Annotated in this window: 25 protein-coding genes; 19 read left to right on the forward strand and 6 right to left on the reverse strand. The window is 72.5% G+C overall.

What is annotated here, in order from left to right; genetic code table 11:
• Window positions 1-66: 66 nt before the first annotated feature.
• The 7 genes from PWG71_RS23530 (at window position 67) to PWG71_RS23560 (ending at window position 6,965) form a co-directional block, all read left to right on the forward strand.
• Window positions 67-909: a hypothetical protein gene (locus PWG71_RS23530; RefSeq protein ID WP_274812142.1), complete on the forward strand. Its 843-nt coding sequence runs from the start codon at window positions 67-69 to the stop codon at window positions 907-909.
• A gap of 271 nt (window positions 910-1,180) precedes the next feature.
• The gene (locus PWG71_RS23535) at window positions 1,181-2,191 is read left to right on the forward strand and encodes a hypothetical protein (RefSeq protein ID WP_274812143.1); all 1,011 of its coding nucleotides are present in this window, start codon (window positions 1,181-1,183) and stop codon (window positions 2,189-2,191) included.
• The gene (locus tag PWG71_RS23540) at window positions 2,188-3,321 is read left to right on the forward strand and encodes a DUF3592 domain-containing protein (protein WP_274812144.1); all 1,134 of its coding nucleotides are present in this window, start codon (window positions 2,188-2,190) and stop codon (window positions 3,319-3,321) included. The genes PWG71_RS23535 and PWG71_RS23540 overlap by 4 nt, the downstream gene beginning before the upstream one ends.
• Entirely contained in the window at window positions 3,318-3,767 is a 450-nt protein-coding gene (locus PWG71_RS23545) for a hypothetical protein (protein WP_274812145.1), read from the forward strand. Before PWG71_RS23540 ends, PWG71_RS23545 begins: the two co-directional genes overlap by 4 nt.
• Window positions 3,764-4,846 (forward strand): hypothetical protein, encoded by a 1,083-nt coding sequence (locus PWG71_RS23550; protein ID WP_274812146.1) that lies wholly within the window; start codon window positions 3,764-3,766, stop codon window positions 4,844-4,846. Before PWG71_RS23545 ends, PWG71_RS23550 begins: the two co-directional genes overlap by 4 nt.
• On the forward strand, window positions 4,843-5,892 hold the full coding sequence (locus PWG71_RS23555) for a hypothetical protein (RefSeq protein ID WP_274812147.1): 1,050 nt from the start codon (window positions 4,843-4,845) through the stop codon (window positions 5,890-5,892). Before PWG71_RS23550 ends, PWG71_RS23555 begins: the two co-directional genes overlap by 4 nt.
• Entirely contained in the window at window positions 5,889-6,965 is a 1,077-nt protein-coding gene (locus tag PWG71_RS23560) for a DUF3592 domain-containing protein (RefSeq protein ID WP_274812148.1), read from the forward strand. The genes PWG71_RS23555 and PWG71_RS23560 overlap by 4 nt, the downstream gene beginning before the upstream one ends.
• Before the next feature lie 18 nt (window positions 6,966-6,983).
• Here the strand turns inward: PWG71_RS23560 and PWG71_RS23565 are convergent, their stop codons facing one another.
• Both PWG71_RS23565 and PWG71_RS23570 read right to left on the reverse strand, forming a co-directional pair.
• Window positions 6,984-7,481, reverse strand: coding sequence for an NUDIX domain-containing protein (locus PWG71_RS23565; protein ID WP_274812149.1), 498 nt, complete (start codon window positions 7,479-7,481; stop codon window positions 6,984-6,986).
• A 28-nt stretch (window positions 7,482-7,509) separates the two neighbouring features.
• Window positions 7,510-8,175 (reverse strand): TetR family transcriptional regulator, encoded by a 666-nt coding sequence (locus PWG71_RS23570; protein ID WP_274812150.1) that lies wholly within the window; start codon window positions 8,173-8,175, stop codon window positions 7,510-7,512.
• Between the two features lie 95 nt (window positions 8,176-8,270).
• Between PWG71_RS23570 and PWG71_RS23575 the strand changes: the two genes are divergently transcribed.
• From PWG71_RS23575 to PWG71_RS23595, 5 genes are all read left to right on the forward strand, one after another.
• Window positions 8,271-9,203 carry a hypothetical protein gene (locus PWG71_RS23575; protein ID WP_274812151.1) on the forward strand — a complete coding sequence of 311 codons (933 nt, stop codon included), beginning with the start codon at window positions 8,271-8,273 and terminating at the stop codon, window positions 9,201-9,203.
• Window positions 9,200-10,471 carry a methyltransferase family protein gene (locus tag PWG71_RS23580; protein ID WP_274812152.1) on the forward strand — a complete coding sequence of 424 codons (1,272 nt, stop codon included), beginning with the start codon at window positions 9,200-9,202 and terminating at the stop codon, window positions 10,469-10,471. Before PWG71_RS23575 ends, PWG71_RS23580 begins: the two co-directional genes overlap by 4 nt.
• A 96-nt stretch (window positions 10,472-10,567) precedes the next feature.
• Window positions 10,568-12,724 carry a PrsW family intramembrane metalloprotease gene (locus PWG71_RS23585; protein WP_274812153.1) on the forward strand — a complete coding sequence of 719 codons (2,157 nt, stop codon included), beginning with the start codon at window positions 10,568-10,570 and terminating at the stop codon, window positions 12,722-12,724.
• A gap of 279 nt (window positions 12,725-13,003) precedes the next feature.
• Complete coding sequence (locus PWG71_RS23590; protein ID WP_274812155.1) at window positions 13,004-13,873, forward strand: STAS domain-containing protein; 870 nt, start codon at window positions 13,004-13,006, stop codon at window positions 13,871-13,873.
• A complete protein-coding gene (locus PWG71_RS23595) occupies window positions 13,870-14,919 on the forward strand; it encodes a fatty acid desaturase family protein (protein ID WP_274812157.1) in 1,050 nt (349 codons plus the stop codon). Before PWG71_RS23590 ends, PWG71_RS23595 begins: the two co-directional genes overlap by 4 nt.
• 23 nt (window positions 14,920-14,942) lie before the next feature.
• Here PWG71_RS23595 and PWG71_RS23600 read toward each other — a convergent pair whose 3' ends face one another.
• The 3 genes from PWG71_RS23600 to PWG71_RS23610 form a co-directional block, all read right to left on the reverse strand.
• Window positions 14,943-15,446 (reverse strand): GNAT family N-acetyltransferase, encoded by a 504-nt coding sequence (locus tag PWG71_RS23600; RefSeq protein ID WP_274812158.1) that lies wholly within the window; start codon window positions 15,444-15,446, stop codon window positions 14,943-14,945.
• Between the two features lie 185 nt (window positions 15,447-15,631).
• Window positions 15,632-15,832 (reverse strand): DUF397 domain-containing protein, encoded by a 201-nt coding sequence (locus tag PWG71_RS23605; protein ID WP_274812159.1) that lies wholly within the window; start codon window positions 15,830-15,832, stop codon window positions 15,632-15,634.
• Between the two features lies 1 nt (window position 15,833).
• Entirely contained in the window at window positions 15,834-16,676 is an 843-nt protein-coding gene (locus PWG71_RS23610; protein ID WP_274812160.1) for a helix-turn-helix domain-containing protein, read from the reverse strand.
• A 186-nt stretch (window positions 16,677-16,862) separates the two neighbouring features.
• Between PWG71_RS23610 and PWG71_RS23615 the strand changes: the two genes are divergently transcribed.
• The 6 genes from PWG71_RS23615 (at window position 16,863) to PWG71_RS23640 (ending at window position 19,535) form a co-directional block, all read left to right on the forward strand.
• Window positions 16,863-17,414 carry a hypothetical protein gene (locus tag PWG71_RS23615; protein ID WP_274812161.1) on the forward strand — a complete coding sequence of 184 codons (552 nt, stop codon included), beginning with the start codon at window positions 16,863-16,865 and terminating at the stop codon, window positions 17,412-17,414.
• Window positions 17,414-17,632 (forward strand): hypothetical protein, encoded by a 219-nt coding sequence (locus tag PWG71_RS23620; RefSeq protein WP_274812211.1) that lies wholly within the window; start codon window positions 17,414-17,416, stop codon window positions 17,630-17,632. Before PWG71_RS23615 ends, PWG71_RS23620 begins: the two co-directional genes overlap by 1 nt.
• Window positions 17,629-18,033: a hypothetical protein gene (locus PWG71_RS23625; protein WP_274812163.1), complete on the forward strand. Its 405-nt coding sequence runs from the start codon at window positions 17,629-17,631 to the stop codon at window positions 18,031-18,033. Before PWG71_RS23620 ends, PWG71_RS23625 begins: the two co-directional genes overlap by 4 nt.
• Window positions 18,034-18,166: 133 nt before the next feature.
• Window positions 18,167-18,328 (forward strand): hypothetical protein, encoded by a 162-nt coding sequence (locus PWG71_RS23630; protein ID WP_274812164.1) that lies wholly within the window; start codon window positions 18,167-18,169, stop codon window positions 18,326-18,328.
• Between the two features lie 132 nt (window positions 18,329-18,460).
• Window positions 18,461-19,120, forward strand: coding sequence for a class I SAM-dependent methyltransferase (locus PWG71_RS23635; RefSeq protein WP_274812165.1), 660 nt, complete (start codon window positions 18,461-18,463; stop codon window positions 19,118-19,120).
• A 226-nt stretch (window positions 19,121-19,346) separates the two neighbouring features.
• Complete coding sequence (locus tag PWG71_RS23640) at window positions 19,347-19,535, forward strand: hypothetical protein (protein ID WP_274812166.1); 189 nt, start codon at window positions 19,347-19,349, stop codon at window positions 19,533-19,535.
• A 606-nt stretch (window positions 19,536-20,141) separates the two neighbouring features.
• Here PWG71_RS23640 and PWG71_RS23645 read toward each other — a convergent pair.
• Window positions 20,142-22,469 carry a molybdopterin-dependent oxidoreductase gene (locus PWG71_RS23645; protein ID WP_274812167.1) on the reverse strand — a complete coding sequence of 776 codons (2,328 nt, stop codon included), beginning with the start codon at window positions 22,467-22,469 and terminating at the stop codon, window positions 20,142-20,144.
• 134 nt (window positions 22,470-22,603) lie between these two features.
• Between PWG71_RS23645 and PWG71_RS23650 the strand changes: the two genes are divergently transcribed.
• Entirely contained in the window at window positions 22,604-23,551 is a 948-nt protein-coding gene (locus PWG71_RS23650; protein WP_274812168.1) for an HpcH/HpaI aldolase/citrate lyase family protein, read from the forward strand.
• Window positions 23,552-23,563 lie beyond the last annotated feature (12 nt).

Raw genomic sequence — 23,563 nt, forward strand, 5'->3', positions numbered from 1 at the left:
GTCCCCGATTCCCCCTCCCGCGCTCCTCCTCGCGGCACCGCTGCCGTCCGCCCTCCGGTCGGCGTCGTGATCCACGTCCTGCTCTTCGCCACGGGTCTCGCCGTCGCGCTGGGCCTGGAGGCCCGGTTCATCGTCCACGAACGCCGGGTGTCCCGCGAGCCCGTGGACGGTCTGGTCCGCCTGGTGCTGCGGGCGGTCCCGCTGCCCCTCTCCTGCACGCGGCTCTACCTGGGACTCGTCGTCATCGTGCTGGTGGTGTGGAAGGTGGAGCCCACGGCCGTGCTCCAGGGCTGCGCGATGATCACCGCCTACGGGGTCGTCGGCATGCCGGCCGTCGACAAGGCGCTGCGCCGCCTGCGCACCGGTAGGGGGCCGGGCGGCCGGCCGGAACCGCACCCGCTGCCACCGCGCACTCTCGCCCACCGGAAGAGGAGGGCGGTCGGGGTCGTGCTCCTCACCGTCGTGATCGCGCTCTGCGGGGTGACGGTCGTCCTCACCGACGGCCTCACCCGGGGTTCCGGGGCCGTCCTCGTGGCTCTGGCCGTCGTGGGGTCGGTGGTCGTGCAGGCCCTCATCGTCCCGCGCATCGGGCTGGTCGGCACCCATCTGTACCTGCGCGGAGGGCGGCGCACCACGATCGTCCCGGTCGAACTCGTGGCCGGCGTCGAGCCGGGGAGGCGTTCCCTCACCGTGCGCCTCGCCGATGGGACATCGGTGACCTCCGGTTCCTGGGGCCGCACCCCCGGCCGGAACCGGTGGCTCGCCGACCGCGTACGCGACTTCGTCGCCGCCACCCGACCCGCGACCGAAGAGCTGCCGCCCCGGGGCTTGGACCGGGAACGGACGATCCCGGTGAACCTGTTCATGGCCTGGACCGGTGCGGGACTCCTGGCCCTGCACCTCTGGTGAACGGCGGGGAAACCGTCGGCCCGGTCGACGCGTCAATGAAAAAGACGAATCGAATGTCCCCTGTCCCGGAAGGATCCCCCGTGTCCCGTTTCCCCGGCGCACCTTCCCGGCACCCCATCGCCCCGCGCGGGGAAACCCGGTGACACGGCGCGGGAAGACCCGCCACCGCCCCCACACGACCCCCGAATGGCAACGCCGCGGGGCACGGCGGCGCGCCGACCGCCACGTACACGCGTGGCCCGCCGCGCGACCCGATCCGGCCGACGCACCGATGCGACCGCTGACCGCCTGGACGTTCGCGGTGCTCGCCGCGATCGCCGTCGGCGGCCTGGCCGGCACGGGTCTTGCCGCGCTGGCCTCCTACCAGGAGGAACACCGGGTACTCGCCGATCAGGGCCACCCGGCCACCGCCCGCGTCGTGGCGGTGGTGAACGGCGATCCGCGTGTCTCCTTCACCACAGCCGACGGCACCGAGGTCACCGCCATCGCCCGCGGCGGCCACGAACACGGCGGGCCCCGCGACGTCGCGGTCCGCCACCTGCCCGGCGACCCCGCCGTGGTGGTCACCGAGGGGCACACTCCGCGCCCCTGGTGGGTGGTGGCCCTCATGCTCCCCGCCGCCCTCGGCCTGGGCCTGTGGTACCTCCCGGGTTCGCTGCGCGACGCCCACCACCGGCACCGGGTTCGTGCCCACAAGGACGGTGCCGAACGCACCGCGCGCGAGGCGCGGCGGCGGGTCCTGCCCTGGGCGGTAAGCGCGTCGACCCTGGCCACCGCCGCGGCCGCCACCGCCGCCTTCGCGAGGATCGCGCCCTACCCGGCCCTGATCGCGGCGGGCGTCCTCGCCACGGGCGCGCTCGCCCTCGGCACCCGGGCGCTGCTGCTCCACGCCGAGCACGCCCCGGCACCGCGGCCGCCCCGCCCCATTCGGCTGCTGCCCCGAGGCGCGGGCGTGGTCCTGTGCTGCGCCGCCTTCCTGAGTGTCCCGCTGGGGTTGTCGGCCCACGGCCTCACCGGCCTGTACCTGGAGCACCGCGCCTTCGCACGCGACACCACCGCGGCCGGCACGGCCGAGATCCTCAGCCAGGGCGAGGTCGGCGGCCGCGGCCCGTGCCGCTGGTCCGCCGACCTGCGGTACACGGCCGACGGTCTCACCTACGAGCAGCGGGTGACGGAGTTCTGCTCCGACGACGCCGTGGACCTGCTGAAGGGCACCACCGAAGTCGACGTGGAATGGCCGGCGTCCGACCCCGCTCGCGTTCGTGTGGTGACGGCCGAATGAGCGCGCACCGTCAGCGGCGATCGAAGCGCAAGCCGGCCCCGCAGCGGCGGTCCTACCGTCCGAGCCAGGGCCGTTCCTTCCTCCAACCGGTCGGACTTCCCCGGGGTCTGGCCGAGGTCCGCCTGGACCGGCTCTCGACCCGGGACGCCATCGGAATCAACATCGGGCTCGCGCTCCTCGGCCTCATCGGACTCTTGGGCGGCGGGGGCGACCTCATCACCCGCTGGGAGTACGCGACCCGCGCCGAGACCGTGCACGGCACGGTCACCGCAGTCGTGGACGGCAGACCTGAGGTCGTGTTCACCACCGCCGACGGCGCCGAGGTCACCACGACCGCCCGCGGCTCCCACGATCCCGCGGGTCCTCTCAAGGTGACGGTCCGCCATCTGCCCGGGGACCCGGAGAGTGCGGTCCTGGACAACGGCCTGTGGGTGCCGCCGTTGCTGTACGGCGCGCCGCCGGTCCTGATCCTGCTCGTGCTGCTCCTGCGCCATCCGCGCGGCCCGCACGAGACCCCGTACCGGGCCCGGCTCCGCGCATACCAGCGGAAAGAACCGCCGGGGCCGGTGTTCACCCGCCCCATCACGTCGCGGCTCGCCGCAGGGGCGGTCCTGGCGGCGGTCGCCGTCGCTCTGCTGGCGTCCGGGACCGGGTGGGCGGCAGCGGCCCGGCCGGCGGGCAGCGCCACCGGACTCCCGGCGATCGCGGCGAGCGCGCTCGGGGCGGCCCTCGTGCTGCCCGGTTTCCATCTGCTGTTCCAGGGCTGGTGCCGATACCTGGAACGCGCACCCCGGGAGAAGTCCCCGGCGCCCCCGAAGCCGCTCTCCGGCAGGGCCTACCTCGCCCTGCTGTGCTCGCCGGTCGCCGTGCTCCTGCTCGTGGCGGTGCCCGCGATGCTGATCGAGGAGAAGCCCATCGCCACCCCCGTGCAGGGCACCGCGAGAGTGCTGGCCGTGGGCTGTGGGGACGTGATCGGCGACGACAGGGTGGCCCTCGCCTACGAGGTCGACGGTCTCGCCTACACGGCGACCGCCGCCATGCCGGGTCTGGACCTGGAACCGGGCGACGAGGCCCGGGTGGCCTGGGACGCCGACGACCCGACTCTGGTCCGGGTGGAGGGCGTTCGGTGAGCCACAAGGGCAAGCTGCTGGTTCCCGCCGGCACCGGGTCAGCGCTCAACGCCCTGTACCGGTACGCGGAGCGCGCACCGGTGAGGATCCGTCCTCCGGCGCGTTTCCGGGTGCTTCCGCGCGGAGCCGTCCGGGCACTCCGGGTGTCCGCTGCGGTCATCGGGATCGCGGGAGGCTGCGCCGTGCCCCTGTGGGGGGAGTACGCGGTGTGGCCCTCGACCGCCCTGACCGGGGCGGGCACCGCCGAGGTCGTCGACGTTCGGACGGTGCCGTCCCGCAACGGGGAGTGCCCGGGTCGTGCCCTGGTGGCGTACACGGCGGCCGAACCGCCCTATCGGACGACGCTGAAGGTGGAGTGCGACGACCTGCCGGCGCTGGGGTCGGTGGGGCGGATCGACGTACGGTGGTCCGCCACCGCCCCGGAACACGTCCGGTGGGTGCGATGAGGCATCCCGAACAGGCGCACGTCGACCTCCTCGAACGCCTCATGCCCGACCACCGCGTCGGCAAGAACGACAAGCCCATGAGCGGCTGCGGGTTCCTCCTCCTGGTCCTGCCGCTCGCCGTGATCCTCGGCCTCGTCCACGGTCTGGGTCTCGCCGCCGCCACCGAGGCCCACCTCAAGCGGGCCGCCTTCACGGCGGAGGGCCTCCCGGTCGAGGCGACCGTCCTCGAAGTCTCCTCCGGCCGGATCGTGGTGGACTTCGAGACCGACGCCGGGGAGCGGCTGATCACCCGGGCGGACGGCCACCACCGGCCCACCCCCGACCGCACCGTCGAGGTGCTCCACCTCCCGGACGCCCCCTGGGTCGCGCAGACGGTCGACCACGAACCGTGGCCGGGGTGGCCCCTGGTCCTGACGGCCCCGCTCCTGCTCCTGGGGGTGTTCGCCCTCCACCACCGGAACGGTCTGCGGGCCGGTTGGTTCGTGCGCCGGTTCCGGGTCCACGTGCAGGGCCCGCCGCACCCTCCCCGACCCTTGGCGCCGCTCCTGACCATCGCCGCGGTCCTGACGGCGATCGCGATGGTGCCGGTCGCCGTGGTGGCGTTCACCGACCGGACGGCGGTGATCACGGCCCAGACGTCCTTCCTGCTCGTTCCCGTGCCCGCGCTGTCGGCGTGTGCGCTCATCGCGGCCGTCCGGGCCGGGCTGCGGTACGCCGAGGACCGCCCCGTGCGACGGTTCCCCCGCCCGTTCCGGCTGCTCCCCCCGGGCACGGCGCGCGGACTGTTCGCCGCGCTCATGGTCGCCCTGGCCGCCTCCCTGTTCCTGCTCGGCGGCTCGGCCACGGCACCCGACGCCTTGCGCGAACCGGTGGCGGGCACCGCGGAGGTGGCGGATGTCCGGGCCGCGGAGGGTGGGACGTTCGTGAAGCTCCGCTACGAGGTCGACGGGATCGTCCACGAACAGGAGGTCCGCGTCGGAGAGGCCGCACTGGAACGGCTGTTGACGCGGGACACCGTGCCGGTCGAATGGGAGGCCGACGATCCCGCCCGGGTCCGGCTGAGAGGAGGGACCGAATGAGCGCACGTCCCGACCGGCGACCCGCGCCGACGGCCGCGGACCTCTCCTGGCTGTGGTGGGTGCCCTTCCTCGTCGCGGCCCTCGCCCTGGTCACCGAGTTCCTGGCGGAGTGGGTGGTGCGGTGGTTCGCGGTGGTGCCCCGCCCCGCGCGGATCGTCGCCGTGCGCGACGGGGACCCCGTGGTGCTCGTCGATGTCGGCACCGGGACCCCGCTGGAGGCGCTCGCCCACGGCTCGCACACGTCCGGGGACCCGGTGGAGACCACCGTTCGGCACGTCCCGTTCGTACCGGAGGCGGTGGTACTGGGCGACCACGTGTCCCCCTGGCCGTTCGTCGTGCTCACCGTCCTCCTCTGCCTCGGGTCGCTCGCGGTGTGGGCCCCCTGGGGCCTGCGCGCCGCCTGGAACCTGCGCCGCCGACGCCCGCCCCGCAGCCGCCGCCGTCCCCACAAGGACCGGGACCGGGGGATCGACCTGTGGGGTCCGGTCCTGTCACGGGCGATCCCGGGGGCGGTGTGCGCGGTGGGCGGCGCGCTGCTGGGCGGATGGGGTCTGATCCGGGCCTCCGTGAGCGGGGAGTCCCCCGACCTCGGGGCGTTGGCATCGCTCTTCGCCGCCTGGCTGTTGCTGCCGCCCGGGATCGTCCTGGCGCTGCGGGCCCTGCTGCGCTACGCCGACCGCGCCCCCGTGCGCGTCGTCCCGGACCGGGTCCGGACCCTGCCCCCGAAGGTGGCTTCGACGGTCCTGGTCCTCGCCCTGGTCCTCACGGCGCTGAGTCTCCCGGCCGGGTTCGGGTGGGACGCCTACCGGGAGCACCGCGCCATGGCCGTCACCGAGACCGGCACGGCCCTGGTCTCCGAGGTTCGGACCAGGGACGACCGAGGCGCTTGCCGGGCCGAGGCCGACCTGCACCACACCGTCGCGGACCTGCCCTACCGGACGACGATCGACGTCGACTGCGCGGACGTGTCGCACCTCCGGAGCGAGCGACTCGTCCCGGTGGAGTGGTCCGTGACCCGGCCCGAACACGTGAGGTGGATCCGGTGAACCCGTCGGAGCACGATCAGCGGCTGATCGACTTCCTCCACCGCCTGAAACGGGAGCGCGGCCGGGCCGCGACACGTCGGCGGACCCGACGGGACCACGTCCCCACCCTGATCGCGGTCCTCCTCCTGGGGGGTCTGTTCGGTGCCCTGGTGTTCCTCGCCTCGGCCGAGACGGTCCGGCAGGTCGCCTTCGCCCACCACTCCCGCACCGTCGAGGCGACCATCGTGGAGATCCGCCACGGCGAGCCGGTCGTGTCCCTGCGCACCGAGGCGGGCGAGGAGGCCACCGTCCTCGCCCATGGGACGTACCGGCACGGCGACCCCGTCGAGGTCACCGTCCGCCACCTGGTCGATCACCCCGAACAGGCGGTCCTGGCCGACCACCGGTGGACCCCGTGGTGGGCGCTCGCCCTCGCGGTCGTGGTCCTCTTCGGCGTACACGCCCTGTGGGCGCCGACGGGGATCCGGGGCGGGTGGGCCTGGCGCCGGGCCAGGGTCCACGTCCAGGGCCCCGAACCGGGCGGGTGGACACCGCGCGCCCTCGTCGGCCCCGTCGCGGGCGCGACCCTGCTGTCGGTGGCGGCGATCGGTCTCGCCGCGCCGCCCTTCGCCCGGGGAGGAGTGCCGTCCCTGGCCACCGCCCCCGAGGGCCTCGTGCCGGTGGGGGTCGCGGCGATGTTCGTCGTCGGCGCGGGCACCGTGGTGGTCCAGGCCTGGTACCACCGGACCGAGCGGGTCCCAGCGGCGCGCCCCCCGCGTCCGTTCCGTCTGGTGAGCGGTGGCGTGTTCTGGGTCCCCGCGCTGGTGGCGTGCGCGGTGTCGGTGATCGTCGTCCTCGTCTCCTGGCCCCTGGACGCCCTGGTCGAGTGGGAGCACCGGGAGGAGGGCGTCGCCGAGGTCATCGGGGTGACCTGCCGTTCCCAGGGGCGGGGGAGCTGCGCCGAGTACCTGGTCCTGCGCTACGAGGCCGACGGTCTGACCTACGTCGAGGAGGTCTCGGGCGACTTCGCCCCCGGTGGGGTCCCCGTCGTGTGGGACGCCGATGACCCCACACGGGTGCGGGTCATCGGATGATCGCCGGCCCGGTGGTGGTCACAGGTCCCGGGCGGCGTCCAGCCCGAGTTCGACGATGTCGGTGATGAAGTAGTCGCCCGGGTCGCGTTCGTCGCGCAGCAGCGGCAGCCGCTCCTCGTCCACCCACATGAACTCGGTGTGCTTCTCCGGCTCCAGCCGGGGCGCGTCCAGGTCGCCCTCCACCCGCACCAGGTAGTCCACCTCGTGCCGGGTGACCCCGTCGCCCGGGTCCCAGTCGATGCGGAACAGCTCGGCCACGACGGTGCGCAGCCGCCAGCCGGTCTCCTCCTCGACCTCGCGGACCAGCCCGGCCAGCATGGTCTCCCCGGACTCGACGTGCCCGCCGACGATGTCCCAGCAGTGCGGGAACACCTTGCGGTGCGCGGACCGCCGCTGGGCGAAGATCCTCCCGTCGGGGGCGGCGATGATCGCGCCCGCCACGTGGACGCGCCCGTCGGAGGTGTCGGGGAAGACGATCCCCGGCGCCACGTCGATGTCGTCGATCCCGTGTGTCATCGGCCCTCCCGTACGGTGTGCCCCCACCCTACGGCTCCACCGCGCCCCCGTCCCCGCCGCCGCCCCGGTCTCGGCGGGGGAGCCGCAGGGTGAGGAGCCTGGCGCGCGGGGCCAGTCGGCCGGCCAGCTCGAACACGCCCTCCGTGCGCGAGCGGTCCTCGTCCAGCACCGAGAACAGGTTGACGCCCAGGTAGAACGTGATCGCCCCGTAGGCGACCTCCCGGGCGGGCAGCAGCCGGCCCAGCGCAGAACCGCCCACCACACGCTCCCACTCGTGCTCGATGAACGCGATCCACGGTTCGGCCCGGTCCCGGATCTCCTCGCGCAGCTCGGGTTTGGTCACCGCCGCCGCCACCAGCTCGGAGAACTCGGTGATGTAGCCGCGTTCCAGGTCGGTGCGGTAGATGCGGGTGGCCGCCTCCACCAGTTCCTCCAGGGTGCGGGCCTCGGCGACGAGTTCCCGGTACATGGCCATGCGCTCCGCGCTGGACCGGTCCAGCGCGGCCAGCAGCAGTCGGTCGACCCCGCCGAAGTGGTAGAAGACCAGCGCCGAGTTGGCCTCGGCGCGCGCGGCGATGGCGCGGGCCGACGCCCCGGCGTAGCCCTCCTCGCGCAGCACCTCGGTGGCCGCGCCGATCAGTCGTTCCCGGGTCTCCTCACTGCTCCGCCGCCCGCCGCCACCGCTCTTGGCCATGCCCTCACCCCTCCGGCTGTTCCGATGTACTTCATCATACGGTTTAATCGAGTGATTAAACCGGTTGATTCAACCGATCGATGAAGGAGTTCGCCGTGTCCGAGAATCCCCTGACCAGCGGTTCGCGCTGGTTGCTCGCCGGGCTGATCCTGATCCTGCCGATCACGGTGCTCGTGATCCGGGTGACCCACTGGGGCATGCTCGACCAGACCGCCCTCTTCTACCTGGGGCTGCCCACCGCGATCGCCCTCCTCGTGGTGTTCACCGCCCGCCCCAAGAGCGGCACCGGCGTCTCCATGGCGGCCCTCACCGTCGTCCTCGCCATGGCCGCCCTCCTCCTCGGCGAGGGCATGGTGTGCCTGATCATCGCCGCACCCCTGCTCTACGGCATGATCGCGATCGTCTCCGGGATCGCCTCGCTCATCGCCCGCGGCGGTCGCGGCTCCCAGCAGGCCCTGTTCGCCGTCCCGCTCCTGTTCGTCCTCACCCTGGAAGGCGTCGCCGGGATCACCTTCCTGCCCCGCGCCGACCAGGGCGAGGGCTCCGTGTTCGTCGACGCCGCCCCCGTCGACGTCGCGTCCGCGCTGGCCGCCCCGCCCGCCTACGGCCCCTTCGAGGCCCCGTTCCTGCGCGCCGTCCCCTTCCCCGAACCGGTCGCCGCCACCGGCACCGGCCTGGCCGTCGGCGACACCCGCGCCGTCGAGTTCACGCCGCGCACCACCTTCCAGATCGGTTCCGAGCCCACCCCGCGCCACCTCGACCTGGAGATCGTCGAGAGCGAGGTCCGCGCCGACGGCGGCCGCGTCGTGTTCGAGGTCGCCGAGGACGCCACGTTCGCCCGGTGGATGGACATGCACCGCGCCACCGCCACCTGGACGGCCGAGGCCGACGGCACCCGCATGACCTGGACCATCGACTACGACCGCACCTACGAACCCTCCTGGTACTTCGGTCCGATCCAGGCCTACGCCACCGACCTGGCCGCCGGCTACCTCGCCGACACCTTCGCCGACGAGGCCCTGCGATGAACCCCGAACTCCCCGCCCTCCTGGTCCGGAGCGTCGGCCTGCTCGCCCCGCTGGTCCCGCTCGTCGGACTGTGCCTGTGGCGGGCGCCCCGACCGCGTGAGACCGCCGGAATGATCGTCTCCACCTCCTGGGCCCTGCTCACCCTCATCCCGCTCAACCTCTACGCGGTGCGCGTCGGCTGGTGGTCCTTCCACGCGGAGGGCGCCGTGTGGGCGGGCCTGCCCGTCGACCTGCTCCTCGCCTGGGCCCTGCTGTGGGGCGCGCTGCCCGCGCTCATGCTCCGGTTCCTCCCGGTGCCGCTGCTCACCGCGCTGCTCGTGTGGGTGGACATCATCGTCATGCCGCTCGCCGAACCCGTCGTCGTGCTGCACGGCACCTGGCTCATGGGCGAGTTCGTCGGCTCGGCGCTGTGCCTCATCCCCGCGCTCATGCTCGCCCACTGGACCCGGCGGAGGCGGGCCGTACCGGCGCGCGTGTGGGCCCAGGCCGTGCTCTCCTTCGGGCTGATGGTGGTGCTTCCGCTCGCGGTCGTCGGCGTCCTGCCCGGGGCGGAGGTCGCCGTCCCCGGTGGGGTGCCCGTCGCCCTCCAGCTCTTCGCCGTGGCCGCCCTGCCCGGCCTGGCCGCCGCCCGCGAGTTCGCCCGGGTCGGGAACGGCACCCCGCTGCCCTACGACCCGCCGGAACGCCTGGTGACCAGCGGCCCCTACGCCTACCTGCGCAACCCCATGCAGACCACCATCGTCGCCGTGTACCTGGTCCTGGCCCTGGTCTTCGCCGACCCCCGCCTCCTCGTCGGCGCCGCGGCCGCGTTCGCCTACGGGGCCGGGTTCGCCACCTGGCACGAGGGCGACGGGCTGCGCACGACCTTCGGCGACGACTGGGACCACTACCGCCGGGGGGTGCGCGCCTGGATCCCCCGCCGGCGCCCCTGGCCCGACCGGGCGCGCGGCACCCTGTACGTCGCGGCCGACTGCTCCATGTGCCGGGGCCTCGGGGCGTGGATCCGCGCCCGCGGGCCGATCGCCCTCACCCTCCGGCCCGCTCACGAACACCCCGAGGTGCTCCACCGGCTCACCTACGAGAACCCCGACGGGGTCCGCTGGAGCGGGGTGTCCGCGCTGGCCCGCGCCCTGGACCACCTGAACCTGGGATGGGCGTTCCTCGGCTGGGCCCTGGACCTGCCGGTTTTGCGGCACTTCGCGCAACTGTGCGCCGACGCCTTCGGGGCCGGGCCCCGGCCCTCCCGGGTCCTCGAACCCGCCCCCTGACGCCCGGAGTCCCCGCCGTTATGCTCGGTCGGGCCGGTCGCCGTCGGGACGCGCCGGCCCCGAACCCGTTCGCCCCCCGACGGTACGAGGACCTCCATGGAAGAACAGGCCATGCTCGCGCGGGACCTGGTCCTGCGCGTCTGTGCCGGCGCGACCGAGCTCGACCCGCACTGGATCCGGGTCGACGGCAAGGTCACCACGCCGTTCCTGGTGCCCCGTGACCGCAATCTCGTGCGCGCCGTCATCGCGTCGGGGCGGGCCATGGGGGTGGAACGGCTGCTGGTGTGCCGGACCCGGCCCGAGTTCTCCTACGAACCCGTCACCGAGATCCCCCTCGACACCGACACCCTCATCGACCTGGTGCGCGGATGGGGACCGCACCCGACCGACTTCCTGGTGTGCGTCGAGGACTTCTCGGCGGCCGTCCTCATCACCGCCGACGACCTGACCATCGCCGCGGGCCCGGCCGACTTCGTGCGCGAACTCGTGGGCGCCGACATCCCCCAGGCCCGTTCGCACTTCGCCTCCCGCGCCGAGATCGAGAAGACCCCGGAACTGGTCCGCGCGGCCCGGCTCTACCGCTGCGCCGGCACGGATCCGAAGCGCGTGCCCGGACCCGACCTCCACGAACGCCTCGCCGCCCACGGTGACCGGTTCAGACGGGGATCGCCCAAGGCCGCCCGCGCGCTGCGCGCTCTGCGCGGGGCATGGGGGTGGGCGGCGCTGGGAGTGGCGGCCATCGCTCCGATCGCGGTCTCCGCCATCGCGGCCCCGGTGCTTCCGGTGGTGATCACGCTCTTCGTGGTGCTGTTCCAGCTGGCGCTGATCGCCCGCTCCCGCACCGTGTCCTTCGCGACCCTCCTGCGGACCGCCGCCCTGGGGGCGATCCTGCTGTGGCCGCTGGCCCTGATCGAGGGAGCCGTCAACGAGGCGGTGGGGAGCGAGCCCCTGGGGGTGGTCGGCTACACCTACGTGGCCGTCACCGTCGAGGAGATCGGCACGCTCCTGCCGCTCGCGCTCCTGCCCCTGGTCGCCCTCCGGCGGGCCCGGCGTCTCGCCGCCGTCGACTTCGCGCTGCTGGCCGCCGCCTCGGGGGCGGGCTTCCAGCTCGCGGAGCACCTCGTCACCGCGCTCACGGTGGGCGGCACCGGGGGAGGAGGGTGGTTCCTGCCGGGGGGCAGCGGTGTCATGGACCGGGAGACCGGCGCGGTGGTCGCGGTGTTCTCGGGGCACGCGGTGACCACGGGCCTCGTCGGCGCGGCCCTCGGCCTGGCGATCGTCGGAGGGGGACGACGACTGTGGCTGCTGCCGCCGCTCGCCTTCGTCCTGGCGTTCCTGGAACACCTCAACCTCAACGCGCTCCTGGCGGGCGCGGCCCTGCACCCGGCCTCGGGCGTGGTGCTGAACCTGCTCGGCGGAGGCGCGCTCACCCCGTTCCTCCTGGTGGCGCTGCTGGTCTGCGCGGTGGCGCTGGACTACCGGCTCATCGCGACCGCGGCCGAGAGCACCCCGCCGCTGCCGGGGCTGCCGCCGCTCGCCGGGCTGCGCCGCCGGGCGCGCGGCCGGGCCGTTGCGACACGGGTCCGGGTGCCGGGGGACATCGCGCCGGGGTTCCGCCGCGCCGCCCTGGCCTGGGCGGAACTGCCGGTCACGCTCACCACCACGCTGTCGATGATCGTCCACGAGCTCGCGGCCGCCACCATCGCCGCCCGACGGGGACCGGCGACCCTCGGCGACACCTGGCGGTTCCTGCGAGAGCGCCGTGCGAACGCCATGGGCGAGGCCCGCTCGGCGGGGCGGCCCTGGCGGCACCACCCGTCCCAGAGGGAACTCACCCGCACCGCCCGGGACCTGGCCCGACGCCTGGGTCTGGCGGCCACCGGCGGGGTCACCGCCCTGACCGCGTCGGCGGCGGTGTCCGTGGCCGTCGTCCCGGCGATGGCCCCCCACGCCCCGGCGGGCGAACCCGGCTACGCCCTGCTCGCCCTGGACCGCCTCCAGGGGTGGTTCGCGCTCGCGTCGACGTCGGAGACCGTATGGGCGACGCTCCTGCTGGCCTCGGTGTTCATCCTGCTGCTCTCCGGCAACGGCGTTCCGCACGTCCACCCGCACATGCGCGACTTCCTGCGCTCGCCCACCGCCAACACCGGCGCGGTCCTGGGCATGTTGGCCCCCGGCCAGGTCGCCTACGCCGCCGTCGGTCTCGTCGGCCTGCTGCTCCCGCGCGCCGTCGACCGTCTCCTCGTCCGCTGAACCTCCGACACGCCCGGCCTCGACCCTCGTGGAGCGAGGGTCGCGAGTGTAGACTGAAAGAGAGCGGGTCTGTAGACCCGTTTCGAGAGAGCCCGGTACTCCGGGACGAGGGTGTGACGACAGAGCAGGATCCGGATCCGTTCTTCCGGGCCGCCATGCCACTTCGGCGCAGGCATGGAACCTGTCCCCTCTCCCGCACGCGCGTGATACGTTCACGCCCCCAACCGGCCCGGTGCGAGCACCGCTCGCCCGTCCCGGGGATCGTGGAGCACTCCACTCATGGCCGCTTTCACTCGACGCCCGCCCGCCGTCTCCGAGACCCCTCCTTCGGTCCCCCGGCTGAGGCTCAATCCCATCTCTCATCGGGGAGCCGTCCTGGACGGCGGCTGGTGGCCCAGGTCCGGTGACCCGGTGGCGGAACTGCCCGGACTGGTCCTGGCCATCGACGATCGGCTGGGCCCCGTCCACCTGCTCGAACTGGGGGTGACCGGCTGGTACCACCGCCCCGACCTTCTCGCGGTGGCCGGTCGCGCGATCCGTCTCTCCTGGTCGTTGGAGATGCCGCCCGACCTCGTGGTCGCGGTCGGCCGCAACGGCACGCGCACCCGACTGTTGGTCGTACCACCCGGCGTGACGACGTTCGCCGCCTGGTCCGCACTCGATCTGGCCATCCTGTCCACGAACACCGAGAAGGCCGCCGAGAACATGGACGTCGCCGGTATGTCCCCTCCATCACCCCGCACCGCTCCGGAAACGGACTGGGAGTCCGAGGGCGGTGAACTCTACGACGAGGATCGGCGCGCCTACCCCTCGCGCAGGGTCGCCGTGTCACGGGAGGAACGCGCCGGGCGGACCCTCCTGCGCATCTCGGGCGACATCGACCTGATGACCGCCCCCGGGTACCGGACCCGTCTGTTCGAGGTGCTGCGCGACGGCGGTGACAGGGTGGTCCTCGACCTGTCCGGAGTCACCTTCTTCAGCGCCGCCGGACTCTCCCTTCTCGCCGAAACCCGTGCCCGCGCCGAGCGGGCTGGGGTCGACCTGCGCCTGGCCGCACCCTCGGCACGTGTCGTCAGACTCCTGGAACTCACCGGGACGCACGGTCTCCCGCCACTTCACCCGACCGTGAGAGAGGCTTTGTCCAGATGACCCGTACGAATGGAACCTCTTCCGAGCGGCGAAGGGGGAGCGACTACGCGGTCCTCTCCCGCGAGGTGAGCGAACGCGGACTGTTGCGCAGACGCCGGGGCCACTACACGGCGCGGATCGCCATCACGTTGTCGCTGCTCCTGGCGGCCTGGACGGCCTTCGTCCTGATCGGCCCCTCCTGGTGGCAGATGGTGACGGCCGTGGTGCTCGGGCTGATCTTCACCCAGACGGCCTTCATCGGACACGACGCAGGACACGGACAGATCGCCGAGAGCGAACGGACCAACCGGCTCATCGGATGGATCCACGGGGATCTGTTGGTGGGGCTCGCGTTCGGCTGGTGGGTCGACAAGCACGATCGCCACCACGCCCACCCCAACCACGAGGGCAAGGACCCCGACATCGCCGGGGCCGCCCTGGCCTTCAGTCGGGAACAGGCCCTGCTCCGCCGCCACGGGCCGGGCCGCTGGCTGGCCCGGAGCCAGGCGTGGCTGTTCTTCCCGATGCTGCTTCTGGAGGCCTTCCACCTGCACGTCGCCTCGGTGCGCTGGGTCGTGAAGGGCACCGGTCCATCCGTGAGGACCCGGATCGTGGAGGGGGTGCTGCTGGCGCTGCACCTCGGCGGCTACCTGACGATCGTCCTGATGACCCTCACCCCGCTTCAGGCGCTGTGCTTCGTGCTGGTGCACCAGGGGGTGTTCGGCCTGTACATGGGATGCTCCTTCGCCCCGAACCACAAGGGCATGCCGGTGTTGGCGGAGGAGGCCAAGGCGGGGTTCCTTCAACGTCAGGTCCTCACGTCCCGCAACGTGCGGGGCGGGCCGGCGGTCGACCTGCTGCTGGGCGGACTGAACTACCAGATCGAGCACCACCTGTTCCCCTCGATGCCCCGCCCCAACCTGCGGCACGCCCAGCCGCTGGTGCGGGCCGCGTGCGAGCGGGTCGGGCTGGCGTACTACGAGACGGGGTTGCTGCGGTCCTACGCCGAGGTGCTGGGTCACCTGCACCGGGTGGGCGGACCACTGCGCCCGGAACTCGAATACTGAGGCACTGAGGCCCGGCGACCCCCTCAGCCGACGCGCCTGGCGAGGACCTGACCGTGCCAGTCGCCGACGGTGAAGGTCTCGGTGGGGGTGAAGCCCTGGCGGGTGTAGTAGGCGACCAGGCGGCCCTCGTTCCCGGCGAAACAGTCCACGCGGAGCAGATCGACGTTTCGGCGGCGGACCTCCTCGGCGGCGTGCGCCAGGAGGGCCGCCCCCACGCCGTGGCCGGCGAAGCGGCGGTCGGTGACCAGCAGGCGCACGTACACCTCGGGTTCGTCGACGGGCGGGATCCCGGGGCCGGGGGCGGTGTCGAGGACGAGGGCACCGACGGGCTCGCCGTCGAGTTCCGCGACCCAGGGCTCCGAGTCGGTGAGCAGCTTCTCGACCCGTGCGACGGCCTTGGGTCGAGAGGACCAGGATTCGGTGCCCCACTGTCCGGTGCGGCCGTGGGACACGAGCCATTCGACGGCGGAGTCGAGCATGCCGAGGACGGTGGAGAGGTCGTCGGGGCCGCCTGGTCTGATCTTCATCCCGGAACCCTAGACGGGGCCGGACACGGCGATCAACGCCGTTTCGCTCTCCGACGAGCAGTCGCCCCGGCCCCGGATGAATGCGGGAGGCCCCGACCAGTTGAACTGCTCCCTGGTCGATGGAACTGGATTTCCAGTCCAACTTCCAGGGAGCAGTTCACGCAGTCGGGGCCTTTCTGTTCGTTCTATCCGTCTCTGCGGACAGATGAGATCAGGCCGGCCCACTCGCCCTGCGCGAACATCAGGTGCCCTGCCTCGCGGTTCTGGGTGTCTCGAATGGCCGATCCACCTGGCAGGTCGGCGACCTCAACGCAGTTCTGAGGCTGTGAGTGGCTGCTCTTGCGGAACAGCTCGTCGGAAATCGTGGGAACTGAACGGGCGTCCATGTCAGATGGTCATTTCTCGTAGGTGGACAAGAGTCTCCTCGGGCAGGAGCGCCGCGAGGCGTAGGTGGTCGAACAAGCGGCGGTAGCGAGCGACTTCTTCGGCCTCTTCCAGGTAGAGGCCATCGGTGTCGGTCTCCAGGTAGACCACCGAGGGGTCGACTGTGTTCGGGAAATCCATGATCACGAAGGGGCCACCGGTACCAGGGTGGAGACGGTCGTACGGGACGATCTGGATGGTGATCCTCGGATCGTCGGCAGCCTCAATGAGGTTCGCGATCTGCGCGCGCAGCACCTCGGGGTGGTGGCGCAGGCGGACCAGCGCGATTTCGTCGAACACGAACCAGATGTCCGGGGGCTGCGGGTCCTCGAACATCACACGCTGTCGTTTGATCCGGGCATCGACCACTCGGGCCACGTCCTTGGGGTTGCGGACGAGCGCGGTCTGGGTGATCAGTTCGGTGTACGCCGGTACCTGGAGCAGGCCCGGCACCACGGCCAACTCCCAGTTGTAGATGGTGCTGGCCTCTGCCTCGAAGCCGACGAACTTGCTGGACAGCACGTCGCGGTAGCGCACCCACCAGCCGCGCTCGCGGGATTGGCGGCACAGGTCGAGGACGGCTTCGCGGGTGTCGTGGTCGGTCACGCCGTAGGTGTCGAGGAGGGTGCGGATCTCTGTGACCTGGGGCCGTTGTCTCTCTCCGCTCTCGATATTGCCCAGCTTCCCGCGCGACCACTCGGTGGCTTTGACGACGTCATCGAGGGTCATGCGTGCGTCGTGGCGCAGTCGGCGCAGCTCTTCGGAGAGTCGCCGTCGGCGCACGGTGGGAGAGTATCGCTCGCTCATCTGATGCTCCTGGTGTGCCGGTGCCCCCTGATCGTACGGCTGAGGCCAGGGAAACAGACAAATATGGAATACATGGACTGGATTCCTTGAAAGACTTGAAAACATGGAATACATGTTTGAGGATAGGGGCACGTTCAACTCCCCGCTGGGCCTCCCACCCGGCACCCTGACCGGAGGTGTGCGCTTATGGCGCGATACCGCTACCTGAACTGCTCCGAACTGGTCGCCGCCCGCCGGCCGGCCACCGAAGTCCTTCGCCGGCGGCGACCCCGCCGAGCGTCCCGGGCCCGCATGTACGTCACCCACCCGGGGCGCGACCTGGCCCCGCTCGCCCTGGCGGTGCGGCAACTGCTCGGTCACACCACCACCCCGGACCCGGCACCGATGCCGGCCGCCGTTCCGGCACCGGCCGCGAACCCGCCCCAGGCCCCGGCCGCAGCCTCGGACCAGGCCCCGCACCCGGTCGTGGCTCCGACCTCGGCACCGACCCCGGTCCCGGCCTCCGGTTCGGGGTTCGCCGCAGCGGTGGCGTCCCGGCCGCGCATCCAGGCCCTTCGTGAGGGGACCCGCTCCCGTAGGGAGCCCGTCCCGACCACGGGCAAGGCCCCCGCGCGGTTGCGGGCCCGGACGGCCGCGTTCCAGAGCACCGCCCACCTGGTGGCCGACCGCTCCGCTCTGTGGCGCGACGAGCTGGCGGCCTCGCGGATCGTGGCCTGGAATCTCGGGAGGGCGGCGTGATGCGGCGCATCTGCGATATCCGCGAGTTCCCCTCGATCCAGACCCTGGGGTTCTGGGCCAACGTCCACCGGGTTCCGCTGCGCTACCTCGGACCCACCCTGGAAGGTCGCGCGGTCTACGCGGCCACGCACGGCACGGCGACCCGGGTCGCGGTCACCTCCGGACGCGACCCCCACCCGCTGCCGCTGGTGTGGCGCAGCCCGTTGGAGGTGCTGTGACCAACGATGTTCCGGATCCGATGGTGCGGGTGCTGGACGACCTCATTCAAGGACGCTGGGTCCTCACCCTCGAACCCACCCCGAACGGCGGCACGGAGGTCGTCGCCTACCGGCCGATCGGCTGGACCGGCCCGGGAGATCCGCACGAGCGCCTGGCCGCACCCGACCACGCCGCCATGCGCGACCTCCTGGCCCGCCACCACACCACAGAAACGGCCACGGAGCAGGACATGGGCGAGAAACACCGGTGCACCGACCCGGCCGCCGACCCGATCCCGGACGATCTCACCCCCGAGGAGCGGGCAGCGGTGATCCGCCAGGGCGAGGTCATCGTCGACCAGCGCGCGGCAGGCGCCCCGCTGATCGGCGAGCAGCGCCGCAGATACGCCCACGGCGACTGACCGCCCACTCCGCTTCCAAAGCCCCCGCGCGCCCGGACCCCATCCTCTTCCCCGGGCGCGCGGGCCACGGCCAGGCCGCATCCATGCTTCGACGCACCGGTCGTCGGCGAGAACCGGACAGGGGGTGATGCCGATGGGAGAACCAGAGCACGTTTCCCAGATCGAGTCCAGGTACGACGGGGCGGTGGAGCGCACCGCCCATGTCCAGGAGAACGGTTTCACCGTGGACCGGCCCCTGCGGGACCGCGATGCCGCCAAGTGCACCTCGTGCGCCTCAGGGCCGAACGGTCACTGACCAACCGGACGGCTGAACCACGAGGCCGACACCTGTGAAGGTGTCGGCCTTTTCCGTTGTTCCCCTGCCGTCCCGCCGCCGCGTGGCTACCGTGGTGCGGGTCCTGTCAGACGAAGCCACAAGGACCAAACCATGGCCGATCCGACCACGGACATCCCCAGCTACTGGGACCGGTACATCCAGGGCATCACCCCGCAGGAGCCGGAGGAAGTATCGCCCCCGGCTCTGGAGTGGACCCAGTACCCGGGGCACGGGCCCGGCCCCGAACTCCTCGGTGAACCCTCCACAGCCCTGGAGTTGGGATTCGGTCGGGGCAGCGCGGTTGCCGCGCTGGCCTGCCGCGGGATAAATGCCACGGGGGTGGACGTGTCCCCGGTGGCGGTGCGCACCGCACGGGAGCGGTGGGAGCATCTGGGCGCGGAGTTCCATCACGCGGACGTCGTCGAGTTCCTGGCGAGCACCACACGGCGGTGGGAGGCGATCCACTCGATCTGGGGGGCGGCGTGGTTCACCGATCCGGCAGTGTTGTTCCCGCTGGTGTACGACCGGTTGGAGCCCGGGGGGCGGTTCGTGTTCTCCCACGCCCCTGCGGTTCCGGGATCGTACGGGGTGCAGGGCATGTACGGGGCCGGGTTCAACGGCCGCCGGGTGTGGGTGTACCGGTGGGCCCACGAACCCGAGGAGTGGGAGGACATCCTGATCGGGCACGGGTTCGCCCGGGTGCGGGTGTGGGAAGAGGCGGCACCGGAGCCCGATCATGTGGGAACGGTGATCGGGGTCGCCGGCAGGTAGGTGCGGGTGTCCGCGTGCGCTGGGTTCAGGCCGGCCGCCCTTCGGTCCATACCCGCGTGCGCGGGGCTCAGGGAGACGCTTGGGGCGGAACCCCCGCCTACGGCTTCTTCTGCCCGCACGACCAGCAGTTCGGGCGGCCCCGCGCGTTGTTGTCCGCGCCGCACCGGTCGCACATCCACCGCAGAACCGGGTCTACGACCCGCCGCAGCCAGCTACGGTGGGTTTCATGGCCGATCATGATCTCGCCTCCAAGCACCCCGACGTGTCATTCACTCCCTTGCGTCCCGGCGAGCACAGCGGGGGCGCGATATGGCGCCTGCGGCCCAGGTCGGGCGGGACGCCCATCATGTGGGCCCGCACCGATGAGGACGCCGACCGGTACGCCGAGACCATCGCCAGGATCGCACGACGGTAGTCGGCCTACACGGGGAACGCTGGAGGTGTCCGTTTCCGGACACGAGGAAGGCCCCGCAACGGGGCCTTCTCGGTTTCCCGGAGGGGTCAGGCCGGGGTGATCTTCACGGTGTACGCGGTCTGGTGGTCCTCGTGGATCCAGTAGTCGTCCAGGGTCTCCTCCTGCACGACCTCGGCCGGTCCATCCCCGCGTGCGCGGGGCTCAGGGGCACCTGGACCGCGCCGACCTGCCCCCGGTCGGTCCATCCCCGCGTGCGCGGGGCTCAGGGTCTCTTCGACGGACGCAATCTCGGTGTCGGCGGTCCATCCCCGCGTGCGCGGGGCTCAGGGACCGCTGGTAGGCGGCGACGAGCCCGTCGTCGGTCCATCCCCGCGTGCGCGGGGCTCAGGCTTAACGACCTGGGCGAACGCGGAGTGTTATCTCCGCGTTATGTGCTCTCGGCGGTGTGAAGGACTTCCGCCTTCGGCCACTCTGGCACGAGGATCGGCACGGTTTCAAGGCTTGCTTCCACCGGTGCCCCCGCGACCGGGAGTGCTCGGCAGGAGTGCGGCTTTCACCCCCTTCGCCCCCGGGACGGGGTCGCGGTGCCCCGTCCCGTCACGGGCCTCAGACCGGGGTGACGCCGCGCGGCGGCTCGAAGGCGCGGACCGGGGGCGGCGTCCCGTCGAACCGTTCGACGCGCACCCGGGTGAGCTGCCCCGTGCAGCCCTGGCTCAGCGACGACGTGCCCTCGTCGACCGTCAGCGCGTTCGGATTGCCGTGTACGCACGTCGCCTCCGCCGCCGACGGGTCGTACCAGGCGCCCGTCGACAGCTGTGCCACCCCCGGCCGCAGCGACTCGTCGACCACCGCGCCCGCCAGGCACGAACCCCGCTCGCCGACCACGCGCACGATGTCGCCGTCGGTCACGCCGTGGGCCGCCGCGTCGTCCGGGTGCAGGCGCAACGGCGCTCGGCCGTGGACCTTCTGCCGCATGCTGTGCGCGCCCATGTCCTGCTGGCCGTGCAACCGCCCCGTCGGCTGGTTGGCCACCAGCACCAGTGGGAACTCCCCCTCGTGGTCCGACAGCACCGGCCCCGCCAGCCACACCGGGTGCCCCGGGCAGTCCTCGTACCCGAACGACGCGATCGTCTCCGAGAACAGCTCGATCCGCCCGCTCGGCGTCCGCAGCGCGTGCCCCTCGGGGTCGGCGCGGAACTCGCCGAGCAGCGCCTCGTCCTCGACCCGACCCGGCATCTCCACCCGGCCGGCGGCCCAGAACTCCTCGAACCCCGGCACTTCCAGCCCGCGCCGCGCCACCAGCGACCACCACCGGTGGTAGATGACCCGCATCCACTCACCGCTCGTGCGTCCCTCGGTGAACTCCTCCCGCACCCCCAGGCGTTCCGCCAGGTCGGCGTAGGTGTCGTACTCGTCGCGGGCCTCGCCGTGCGGCGACACCGCCCGGGGCATCGCCCGTACGCTCAGGTCCCCCTGGCTCGCCGTCAGGTCGTCCCGCTCCAGCACGGTCGTGGACGGGATGACGATGTCGGCGTGCCTGGCCGTCGCGGTCCAGTGCGTCTCGTGTACCACCACGGTCTCCGGTCGGCCGAACGCCCTGGTCAGCCGGGCCAGGTCCTGATGGTGGTGGAACGGGTTGCCGCCCGCCCAATAGACGAGCCGGATGTCCGGGTAACGCCGTTCCCCACCGTCGTAGTGGTAGGCCTCGCCCGGGTGCAGCAGCATGTCGGCGACCCGCGCCACCGGGATGAAGTCCTTCACGGCGTTGTCGCCCTGCGGCAGTCGCGGCAGCCCCAGCGGGGTGGAACCGCCGCCGTAGTTGCCCATCGACCCGTACCCCGACGCGAACCCGCCGCCGGGCAGGCCCACCTGTCCCAGGCAGCACGCCAGCGCCAGCCCCGCCCACAACGGCTGCTCACCGTACCGGGCCCGCTGCACCGACCAGCCCACGTTGACCAGGGTCCGCCCCCGCGCCATCCGCCGCGCCAGCGCGCGCAGTTCGGCGGCGGGCACCCCGCTGATCCGCTCCGCCCACTCCGGGGTGCGCGCCGTCCCCGGCCGCCGCCCGCCCTCGTCGTGCTCGCCCAGCACGTAGGAGCGCACCGTGTCGGCGCCCACCGTGTACCGGTCCAGGAAGTCCGTGTCGGCCAGGCCCTCGGTGAACAGCACGTGCATGAGCGCCAGCAGCACCGCCGTGTCCGTGCCCGGCCTCAGGGAGAGCCACTCGGCCTTGACGTCGTCGGGGGTGTCGTCGCGCAACGGTGACACCGACACGAACTCCACCCCCTCGTCGGAGGCCGCCCGCATCGCCGGCCCGGCGGTCTGCGCGGCCCGACCGCCCGAGGCCGTCCACGTGTTGGACACCCGCAGCCCGCCGAACGTCACCAGCAGGTCGGTGTGCTGGCGGACCGCCTCCCACGACGGGGCCCGGTGCAGCAGCCGGTTCGTCGCCGGGGTGCCGATGAGGCGCGGGAACAGCGTCTCGACCGCTCCGTGACTGTAGGTCGTGCGCGAGCGCGTGTAACCGCCGATGGTGTTGAGGAACCGGTGCAGCTGGCTCTGCGCGTGGTGCACCCGCCCGGCACTGCCCCAACCGTACGAACCGCCGTAGATCGCGGCGTTCCCGTGGGCGGTGCGCACCCGGTCCAGCTCCCCGGCGAGCAGGTCCAGTGCCCGCGACCACTCCACCTCGACGTACTCGTCGTCCGGGGCGCCCCGCCGCGGATCCGGTCCCGGACCCCGCTCCAACCACCGCCGCCGCACCGCCGGCCGCGCCACCCGCGAGGCGTGGTGCTGGGCGATCGGCGTGTTCTCCATGATGGGGGACGGCGCCGGGTCCTCGGGGTCCGGCCGCACCCCCACCACCCGGTCGTCGCGGACCAGGACCCGGTAACCGCCCCAGTGGGCGCTGGTCGGGTACGACGTGGTGGACATCGGCGGTTCCTTCCGGCTCTCACGGCCCCACGAGGGCCCGAATCCCACTCTATGTACCGTCGAATGCGATGATGGGCCGCGCGTCCCACGCGGGCCGCGTCGCACAGGTCACAGGGAAACGGGAGCGAAGTCGGATGGGCGGACTCAGGTCGCGACGGTCGGTGCTCGCGGTGCCGGGCTCCAATCCCCGGTTCGTGGAGAAGGCGCGGGGGCTGGACGTGGACGCCTTCTTCCTGGACCTGGAGGACGCTGTCGCGCCCTCCGAGAAGGAGGCCGCCCGCGCCACCGTCGTCGCCGCGCTCAACGACGGCGGCTGGGGCGACAAGGTCCGCACGGTCCGCGTCAACGACGTGACCACGGCCTGGGCCTACCGCGACGTCATCACCGTCGTGGAGGGCGCCGGCGCCGAGCTCGACGCCCTGGTCCTGCCCAAGGTCACCGCCGCCCGCGACGTCCAATGGCTCGACACCCTCCTCACCCAGATCGAACGCGCCGTCGGCCTGCCCGTCGGCCGCATCGGCATCGAGGCGCAGATCGAGGACGCCAAGGGCCTCGTCGCCGTGGACTCGATCGCCGCCGCCTCCCCGCGCCTGGAGACCCTGGTGTACGGGCCCGCCGACTTCATGGCCTCCCTCAACATGAAGAGCCTCGTCGTCGGTGAACAACCCCCCGGCTACGACACCGGTGACGCCTACCACCACGTGCTCATGCGGATCCTCACCGCCGCCCGCGCCCACGACCTCCAGGCCATCGACGGCCCCTACCTCCAGATCCGCGACGTCGACGCGTTCCGCCGCGCCGCCGGCCGTACCGCCGCGCTGGGCTACGACGGCAAGTGGGTGCTGCACCCCCTCCAGGTCGAGGCCGCAAACGAGGTCTTCGCCCCCTCCCAGGAGGACTACGACCACGCCGAACTCATCCTCGACGCCTACGCCCACGCCACCGGGGTCGACCGGCGCGGCGCCGTGATGCTCGGCGAGGAGATGCTCGACGAGGCCTCGCGCAAGATGGCCCTGGTCATCGCGGGCAAGGGCCGGGCGGCCGGGTTGCGGCGCACCCGCGCGTTCACACCCGACGCCTGAGCGGGGAGGGGG

Origin of the sequence: Nocardiopsis sp. N85 (genome assembly GCF_028882275.1) — a bacterium.
In the GTDB taxonomy this organism is placed as follows: domain Bacteria; phylum Actinomycetota; class Actinomycetes; order Streptosporangiales; family Streptosporangiaceae; genus Nocardiopsis; species Nocardiopsis lambiniae.